The sequence below is a fragment of the Arcobacter sp. CECT 8989 genome, from assembly GCF_004116715.1.
Classification (GTDB): Bacteria; Campylobacterota; Campylobacteria; order Campylobacterales; family Arcobacteraceae; genus Halarcobacter.
On sequence record NZ_PDKE01000016.1, the window covers coordinates 46,845 to 55,447 of the forward strand.

The following is an 8,603-nucleotide window of genomic DNA, read 5'->3' on the forward strand; positions in this document are numbered from 1 at the left end:
TTTTAATTCTTCCTGAAGAGTTAAAATAATTAATTAATATATTACTGAATTCTTTTTTATAATTAGTTAAAATATTTAATAGTATTTTAGTTTTTTTAAAAACTGTTATTATGAGTTTATTTAAACTTTTTACAATCTATTTCATGATTTTTTAATTTATCTAATTTTATATCTATGGGATAGCTACACTTTATGATACATAGAAAATAAGCTATAAAACACAAGTTCAATAATCTGTTATATTTGGCAATCTTTAGCTTTAGGATAGAAATATGCAGAACTACCATAAGTGATTGCAAATACTATAAGGCTTATTATAGAGTTACTAGTAAATAATTGTGTAATAGTTACTACAACTGCTGCTAATGAAATATAATAACTATTTTGATTATAAATACATAGAGTGTACATTGTCCTAGCATTTAAACCTCTTATATGTTTTAAGAAGTATTGCAGAATATTCTTCAGTAAATAACTGTATTGCTGGAAAACTTAAGCTTCATAAATAGTTCTTTTATGGAGAAATACGTTACTTTACAATCCTTCAAATATATGAGATAAATAGTAAATTCAACACAAAGGATTTATTATGAATGTAGGATATGCAAGAGTTTCAACTTCTAGTCAAAATCTTGAGAATCAAATTGATCAACTTAAGAATTCAGGCTGTGAAAAGATCTTCTCAGAAAAAAGATCAGGAAAGAATGAAGCATATCGTGAACAGTTTAATATTATGATGGATTTTGTAAGAGAAGGTGATGTACTTTATATTACAAAACTTGACAGGTTAGCACGGTCTGTAATAGATCTTCATAATATTGCAAAGTTTTTAGAGAGCAAGGATGTAAACTTAAAAGTATTACATCAAAATATTGATACTACATCTCCAGCAGGTAGACTATTATTTACTATGTTAGGTGCTATTGCAGAATTCGAACGTGATTTGATAAATGAACGTGTTAGGGAAGGAATTGAAGCTGCAAAGAAAAAAGGTGTTCATTTTGGTAGAAAAGCTATTCTTAGTACTAAAGAAAAGAATATTATATACAAACAGCGTGAAAAAGGAAAATCTGTTGCATTCTTATCAAAGATTTTTCATGTAGCTCGTAATACAATCTATAGAGCGATTCAAGATGTAGCTAAAAAGAAGTAGTCAGTTTGACTACTTCATCTGTTTAAAAATTCAACTCTTTTTGAAAAAACTGCTCTAAAAGTAAGCATATTTCTAATTAAGATAAGAAAGAGTACACTAAATATTTTAACTAATCATGGTTAATCGAAATCAAACAATGAGATGAAGTATTGTGCTTAGCACCTGGTATATCTCTTATTGCTGGATCGAAGAAACTTAATGTCTCTGCATGCCCATGTACTGTTTTATCACCATTATTATTAATCGAAATTCGATGCCCAAGACCAGAAACCATGCAAAACCATTGCTTATTATTTGAGTCTACAAATTTTGCTGCTTCATTAAGCTCAACTTGATGTCCACTAGATGGAGTAATGAAATACTGATTGACATTTGTAGCATCCACATAAGTGTTAGGTGCTTGTTTATGGGCAAATGTAATTGTAGAGCGAGGCTGTTGCCCCGTTTTTGGTAACTCCATATTTGCATTTGTGCTTAATTTACCAGTTATAGCTTTGTTTCTTTGCTCATGTACATGAGAAATATTTTTTTCTGTTTGCACCGGATGAGTTAACCCCTGATGAGATGATTGTACAGGTTGAGTAAGTGATGCAACCGCATTCGCTTGAGCACTATTGGGCTGGAAAAATTTTGCAACCTGTTGTTTATTTAAAGCTTGAACAACTGAAGTTGGGATAGCAGTACTTCCAACATGAATACCACGATGAAAAGTAAACTTATACTCAGTACCTTTTATGATAACTGGTGCTGTAATACTGCCATCTGGATTTTGTTTTCCATTAATCATAAATTGACCGTTTACTTTTGTAATCACACCTGCATCAACAAGAGTTTTCACTTTATCTTCAGTGACAATTCCAGGAAATCTTGTTGCTGTTTTTCCACCATCTTTATCACTTACTGTGATAGTAAATACCTGAGGCTTTACATTATTTTGATTAGGTAATACTAATTCAACAGGTTTACTTATAGGTTTTAATCCCGCTTTTGCAACCTGATCAGGTGTAGTTTTTTGAAAGGTAAACTTTACTAAGTCAGAACTACCGGGAGATTGAGTAAATACTACAATATTTCCATCTTTATCACTACCTATTCCTTGAATTTTACCATTTGCTCCGACTGCACCTAATGATTGAAGATTTTTTAGTAAACCGCTTTCTTCTACAATAACACCTAATTGTGTTTCCTTATTGCCTTCAACTAAATTTCCATTATTGTCAGCACCAACGCATCCAGCAGGGCCACAGACTTGATATGTAACACTAAAGCCACTCATGTCTGATGGTATAACTGGCGCAGGTCCAGAGCCAGAAGCGGCTTGATTATAGGCATGTAATAATGCAGGTTGCCAAGTACTCTTAGGATCTTTATGTAATGGTTCAAAAACAAATATTTTATTGCCAACTTTTTGAACCAATCTACCATTTGGATTAGCTCCTTCTAAATTCCCATTCATTATTAATTTTTCAAGTGCTTTTCTTTCTAAGCCTGAATAATGTTCTAAACGAAACAATCTACCTTGATCTGATGATTGAGGAGCACTTGCATCAGGATTAGTGTACGAAGAACAAGAAGCATCAACACATTGATATTCATGTACCCAATATGGCTTTGGCGTTGGATTACCTTTACTTGTTAAAAATTCAGGACTTCCGCCAAAGTGTTGATAACCTAATGAACCTCCATGGTTTGGATTTACTGTAGCTCTAGTAAGTTCATTAAATGACTTTACTCTACCTGTTTGTTTATTTACTTGACCATGAGCTTTTAAAAAGTCATTTGCTGAAGCATATGAAGAAGTACCATCAATAGCATAAAACTTTAATCCACCATTCACATCTGCTTGTTGAGCTACTTGTTTTTGTTTTTTTACAAAATTTTCATAAGCTAATAGATCTCTTTGATAACTTTCTTGCAGATATTTATTTGTGTTTTTTGCTGACGATAATTTTTGTCCTTGCATATCATTATGATTAAAAATTTCTTCGCCAGCATTTCCACCTAAAACTCCACTTCTAAGTTCAGAACTAACCAGTTTTTGATTTCCTGTAACAGCACTTATAAGAGCACTTTCATAAGCTGTCAATGAAGGGTCATTATTTTTTTGCTTTTGTATTGCTTGTTCAAATGCTTGACTACCACCTAATAATTTAACTGCTTCATTAGCTTTGTTTATTGCTGTATCTATACGTGCTTTTCTTTCAGGTGATAGGGAGCTTGCTTGAACTAATTGTTGGATTTCAGTAAGCTTTTGAAGTCGTTCGTTTTGTTTATTATTGTTCCCTGTATAGGTACCAATAAAATTAGATGCATCTAATAATGCTTGCTCTTGAGGAGTAGCTCCAGGTTTTGATGCTATTTTAGGTTGCACACTTGGTAATGCTACTTGAGCTGGTGCTGTAGGTTTACTTAAAATTAAACTTGCCGTACCAGCAACTGTACTTGTGACATCTAAACTATCATGTTTTATATCTTCTTCAGTAGCTTTAGAAAAACTGTATTCAAATGAAGTTTTATCGCCCGCTTGCAATGAGTTCACAGGAACCCCAGCAAGTTTAGCTAATGCATCAGCTGTCAAAGTATATTGATTTCCTGCATTTAAACTACTTACTACTAAATTAAAATCTTTATCTAAAAGACCTATGTCTTGCATCCCAGAGAGTGCAGTTGATCGGTCGTTTTTTCTTAAAACAAACTCAATTGTTTTTTCCCCAGAAGTACCTTTTGCAACCACCAATGTAACTTTGACTGGTCCAGAACTTGATTCCCCAGGTAGTTTTGCACTAACTAATTTAGGCATCTCTTGAGAAAAAGAACCAGTTGTTGCTAATGTTGTTAATACATTTAATCCATATCTTGGATGATGCCCCTTTGTAGCACTATCTGCACTTTCAAAACCTACAACATCTTTAATTGTAAGCTCACGAGTTACTACTTTAATTCCATTGTACTCATGAACAAAAATACCAATTTTAGTATTTTTAATTGCATTGTATTGTGGAGAAGAAGTATCCATTGTCAAAATGATATCACCATCTTCAATAAAGTATTGATTTAGTCCTGCTTTTCTAAGAATCTCAATAATTGCTTTTTTACATAACAAAGGTTGTTTTGAATTACATTTAAGTGGACTTGCAATTGCTATGTTAGTACTAACAAATGAAATCGCAACGAAAATCCATATTAATTTTTTTATTTTTTTATTCATATTTCCTCCAAATTACCAAGATTTAGTAAGTCTTAAATAAACAGCAGGACTAAGATTTTCACCTTGATTACCTTTATTAAGAGGTACTCCAAGCCATCCTGATATTCCAAAACCATTTTTTATATCAGTTGAAGATGCAATACCTACACTGTTTAAGGCTTTATATTTAGGTCTATTTAAAGATATAGCATCTTCTGATTTATTAGAAACAAAACCAATATCCCAAAAAGCTTTAACATTTGAACCTATTAAAAAATCATTATCATAAAAATATTTATGAGCAATCTCGAATGTTCCTACAGCACCATTATTTCCTGAATATATACCTGTAGGATAACCTCTTAAGAAATCTGATCCACCTAAAATAAATTTTTGAGCACCAGGTACAGTATCGTTTGTATACTGACCAAAACCTTCAAGTTTTAACTCTGTATCATCTCCAATAAAACTTAAAGCATGAATATAGCCTGCACCTACACGAAAATGAGTAAATCTACCATTTTCTCTTAAATTACTTTGAGAACTTGCATCACCTGAAGTTACAGTAATACTTGTAGTTATACTATTTCCTTCAGGATCTGAATGATTATAAAATAAAGTTGTATTTAGTGCTTTCACACTAGAATCAGACTCTCCTTCTTGATTCTCCCCTTGATAACCTATTCCACCTAAAATATTAAGTGTTTCATCATGAGTACGAAATATTGGATAACCAATGGTTCCTGTAAAACTTGTACCTTCAAAATCTTTTGTAATATTAGGTTGTACTTCATTTTTAGAAGCAGTGTATGAAGCATGCATCTCTGTATAAAGACCATTCTCTAAGATTGGTAAAAAATAAGTAAGAGAACCCTCATTTTGATCTTTTTGATTATCTCCCCATATATGGGTAAAAGAACCTTGAATATGATCTCCACCAACTATCACTGAATTAAATGTTTGAGTTATCGTTGTTCTATTTCTTTTCGAAAGTTTTCTTGGTGTACTATCTAAAGCTATTGCTCCATAATGTTGAGCTTGATTAGATACTTTGACAATTAAACTGTAGTGACTAGTATTATCTTTTGGTGTCCATCCTCTAGGATCTAAAATTTTATTTTTAGAAGCTTGAAGTGCAAAGGTTGCATCAACTCCTGAAAGTGCATTTATATCTGTAAGAATTTCATCAAGTTTATCAACATTAGGTCTTTTACCAATTAAGTTCTTAGCAATTTTTTCAATAGCTACTTTAGCCTTACCATTGACTCCAAAAACGTTAACAATTGTAATTAAACCTTGATTTAAAAAAATTTCATGGTCTGAAACCACAAAACCTTCTGCAGCCACATAACCCATTTGATGGAGTGTACTAACTAAATTCTTTGTTACAATTTTTGCATCAGATGTATTTTTGGGCATATAGTTAAGGGCCTCAAATTCTTCAGTAGAAATACCATAAACTTTAATTTCTTTATTGTTTACAAATAAAGAAATATCCTTTGCATATGCACAAAAAGAAAAGATTGTTATAACAATTAATAAAAATAACTTTTTCAATAAAACTCCTTTAACTATATTAACTTCTAATATCTAAAAATAGTTTAACATAATAATTATAAATAAAAACGTCTAATCATTGTCTATACACAAATTCTGATTTAAGCATATCCAGAGTGATCTGTTTTCTGTTGACAGATCAAGTTTATTTATTTTAAATATCTAGTTCACAAAGAGTCCTGTATCTACAATTAATAGTCTGAAAATGGAAATCAAGTCTATTTATTGATTGTTAAAGTTTAAATCATGTTTACTATATTAAGTCTTTAGAATAGTAACCTATGTTATTATTAATAAATTATAATTTATAGGAGTTTATATGGAAGTATTACTACCTTATGTGAGGAATATTCTCATTGGCTCAATAATATTAATTTTAATTTTATTAGTTTTTATTTACCAAAGTAAATTAGAAAAATTAAAAAGATTTACAACAATATGTCTTATTGGTTTTTTTTCATGGGGTCTTGGAAAAGATGTAAATACGCAAATTATAGTGTTTATAGTCATCACAGGGTTTGTTCTTTATATATGGAATAAAATGGATAAAGAAAAAGTTAATAATATGGAGAAATTTCTTAAATATATTGATAATATAAATGCTTATGGGAAATATCTTGAATTAAATCCTTTAGAAATTGAAGAAATAAGGCATTCATCTAAATTACCATTTAAAAAAGAAAATTTTATACTGGATTCATTAATTTACATTAGAGTACTAGAAAAAGAATTTCAAATATTGATTCTTAATTCAATTCCTCTTCTTGCTTATTTTAGAGATGATGTCCCTGAAAATGGCTATATTTCTAACATATCAAAAATTATAAAAGATAACAATAATAAAAACTCAACTATTGAGGATTTATTAAATAAACCAGATGAAGATAATTTTCCAATTGATATATATAATAAATGTAATGAAGAATCTAAAAGAATCTTAAAATTGTTACAAGCATCTTGTTAAAAAACTTTATATGGGAATTTAAATACAACTAAGTAGTAAAATGACTCAATCTGAATGGAAATGTAGTATATTCTTTAAGTGTAAAGTAGATTAGATGATAATTAAAATAAAAGAATTTGGATAAAATTTAAATTAAATAAGGAAAGCCAATGTCATTAATTGATATGTTAACATTTTCGGGAGCAATGTTTTTATTTGCACTTAGTCCTGGACCTGGATTATTTGCAATTATTTCAAATGCTCTATCTTCAGGTTTAAAAAATACTTCTTTTTTAGTAATTGGAATGGTTATTGGTGATATAGTTTTTTTACTTTTAGCTATTTTTGGATTGAGTGTAATAGCTTCAATATTAGGTGATTTTTTTATTATTGTAAAATATATTGGAGGTATGTACCTATTATATTTAGGATATAAAATAATAACTACAAAAGAAGAAGAAACAAATATAAGAGAAATAAAAAGTTTACCTTGGAAGAAAAACTTTATTGCAGGTCTATTAATAACACTAAGTAATCCAAAGGTTATTTTCTTTTATTTAGGTTTTCTACCTACTTTTATAAATTTACAGACATTGACAATTTATGATATTGTTATTGTTACTACTCTTGTTACAATAGTACTTAGTGTAGTACTTTTAGCTTATGCATATAGTGCAAATAGTGCAAAAAAACTATTTAAAAGTAAAAGTGCTAAAAGAAAAATTAATATTGTAGCTGGAAGTGTAATGATAACAGCTGGTGGAGTATTAATTGCAAAACCATAAGTTCTCCATCAGAATTTAAGTTAATTCACATTTTAATATATTGTTATGCTTTTGTAATATTTTGTATTTGTTCTTTTATTGCAGATATTTTTTGATTCAGCTCTACTATTTTTTCATTTATCTGATTCGCTTGATGTGGATTGTCTGTAAAATTCAACTTTTTCATTAGCGATGCAACTTTACTTTCATACTCTCTTAGTTTTTTATATAGTTTTTGAAGTTGTGTTGCAGGACTATTAGCAGCCTGATAACCTTTTGTTTTTGCATCTGTTGAAATATCAAGGAAAATGCCATTTTCTTCTTTTTTTTCCTCTTCTTTTTGTAGATTATTTATTGTAGCATTGATATAGTTTGTATCCTCTTCCTTTGCTATTAAAGCACCTTGATAAGAGATAAAAGAATTTTTAAAATATTTATTTTGCATATTATAAACTTCTTTATCCAATGCAATAACTTCATCTTTTATTATTAGTGCAATTTTATTCTCATCTTTTTTTATACCAATTGCTTTTTCGAGAAGCTCTTTTCTAATCTCTATTCTTTTTTCTCTATTTTTCTTTTGTAGTTCATTTATGTAGCTATTTTTAGTATTATAAGATATTGTCATAATAAACCTTTTTTAACATATAATAATTAGTTTATACATATATAATATCTAACATTAGATTCATTAATAATTATAGTACAGTGAGTTTTATATTTATTTTAAAACCTACTAACAGTAAATATGAAAAATAGTTTAGGATTAATCATTTAAAAATTTCTATAAAAAGATGCCAATATAGAAAATATATAACCAGTTCTTTTAATAAAATTTTTCTCTTTAGTGTATAATAATAAAATGAATAAATTATTGAATAATATTCTTTTCACTAATGTAAAAGAATCTAATAAAAATTTTAGTATGCATTTCCATGATACTTATTCTATAGGTATTACACATCAAGGTTTATATAAATCTAGAAATAAGAATAATAC

The 8,603-nt window shown here is 29.1% G+C and carries 7 protein-coding genes; 3 read left to right on the plus strand and 4 right to left on the minus strand.

All coding sequences use genetic code 11. The features are described from left to right. Positions 1-237: 237 nt before the first annotated feature. Positions 238-411, minus strand: a complete 174-nt coding sequence (locus tag CRV02_RS14875; RefSeq protein WP_164969006.1) for a hypothetical protein — start codon at positions 409-411, stop codon at positions 238-240. A gap of 178 nt (positions 412-589) precedes the next feature. On the opposite strand from CRV02_RS14875, the gene CRV02_RS13150 reads away from it, so the two are divergent. After that, on the plus strand, positions 590-1,153 hold the full coding sequence (locus tag CRV02_RS13150; protein WP_129090717.1) for a recombinase family protein: 564 nt from the start codon (positions 590-592) through the stop codon (positions 1,151-1,153). 109 nt (positions 1,154-1,262) lie between these two features. On the opposite strand, the gene CRV02_RS13155 is transcribed toward CRV02_RS13150, so the two are convergent. Together CRV02_RS13155 and CRV02_RS13160 are read right to left on the minus strand one after the other, a co-directional pair. Beyond that, complete coding sequence (locus tag CRV02_RS13155) at positions 1,263-4,361, minus strand: hypothetical protein (RefSeq protein ID WP_129090718.1); 3,099 nt, start codon at positions 4,359-4,361, stop codon at positions 1,263-1,265. Positions 4,362-4,373: 12 nt separating this feature from the next. Next, positions 4,374-5,897: a ShlB/FhaC/HecB family hemolysin secretion/activation protein gene (locus tag CRV02_RS13160; protein WP_129090719.1), complete on the minus strand. Its 1,524-nt coding sequence runs from the start codon at positions 5,895-5,897 to the stop codon at positions 4,374-4,376. A gap of 319 nt (positions 5,898-6,216) precedes the next feature. On the opposite strand from CRV02_RS13160, the gene CRV02_RS13165 reads away from it, so the two are divergent. Together CRV02_RS13165 and CRV02_RS13170 are read left to right on the plus strand one after the other, a co-directional pair. Further along, complete coding sequence (locus CRV02_RS13165) at positions 6,217-6,861, plus strand: hypothetical protein (protein WP_129090720.1); 645 nt, start codon at positions 6,217-6,219, stop codon at positions 6,859-6,861. Between the two features lie 149 nt (positions 6,862-7,010). Continuing rightward, complete coding sequence (locus CRV02_RS13170; protein ID WP_129090721.1) at positions 7,011-7,625, plus strand: LysE family translocator; 615 nt, start codon at positions 7,011-7,013, stop codon at positions 7,623-7,625. A gap of 43 nt (positions 7,626-7,668) precedes the next feature. Here the strand turns inward: CRV02_RS13170 and CRV02_RS13175 are convergent, their stop codons facing one another. After that, entirely contained in the window at positions 7,669-8,232 is a 564-nt protein-coding gene (locus tag CRV02_RS13175; protein WP_129090722.1) for a hypothetical protein, read from the minus strand. Positions 8,233-8,603: the final 371 nt, after the last annotated feature.

Bases quoted from the DNA above. Each gene is read 5' to 3' on its own strand.
- CRV02_RS14875 (WP_164969006.1), bottom strand. From the start codon at position 411: ATGTACACTCTATGTATTTATAATCAAAATAGTTATTATATTTCATTA.
- CRV02_RS13150 (WP_129090717.1), top strand. From the start codon at position 590: ATGAATGTAGGATATGCAAGAGTTTCAACTTCTAGTCAAAATCTTGAG.
- CRV02_RS13155 (WP_129090718.1), bottom strand. From the start codon at position 4,361: ATGAATAAAAAAATAAAAAAATTAATATGGATTTTCGTTGCGATTTCA.
- CRV02_RS13165 (WP_129090720.1), top strand. From the start codon at position 6,217: ATGGAAGTATTACTACCTTATGTGAGGAATATTCTCATTGGCTCAATA.
- CRV02_RS13170 (WP_129090721.1), top strand. From the start codon at position 7,011: ATGTCATTAATTGATATGTTAACATTTTCGGGAGCAATGTTTTTATTT.
- CRV02_RS13175 (WP_129090722.1), bottom strand. From the start codon at position 8,232: ATGACAATATCTTATAATACTAAAAATAGCTACATAAATGAACTACAA.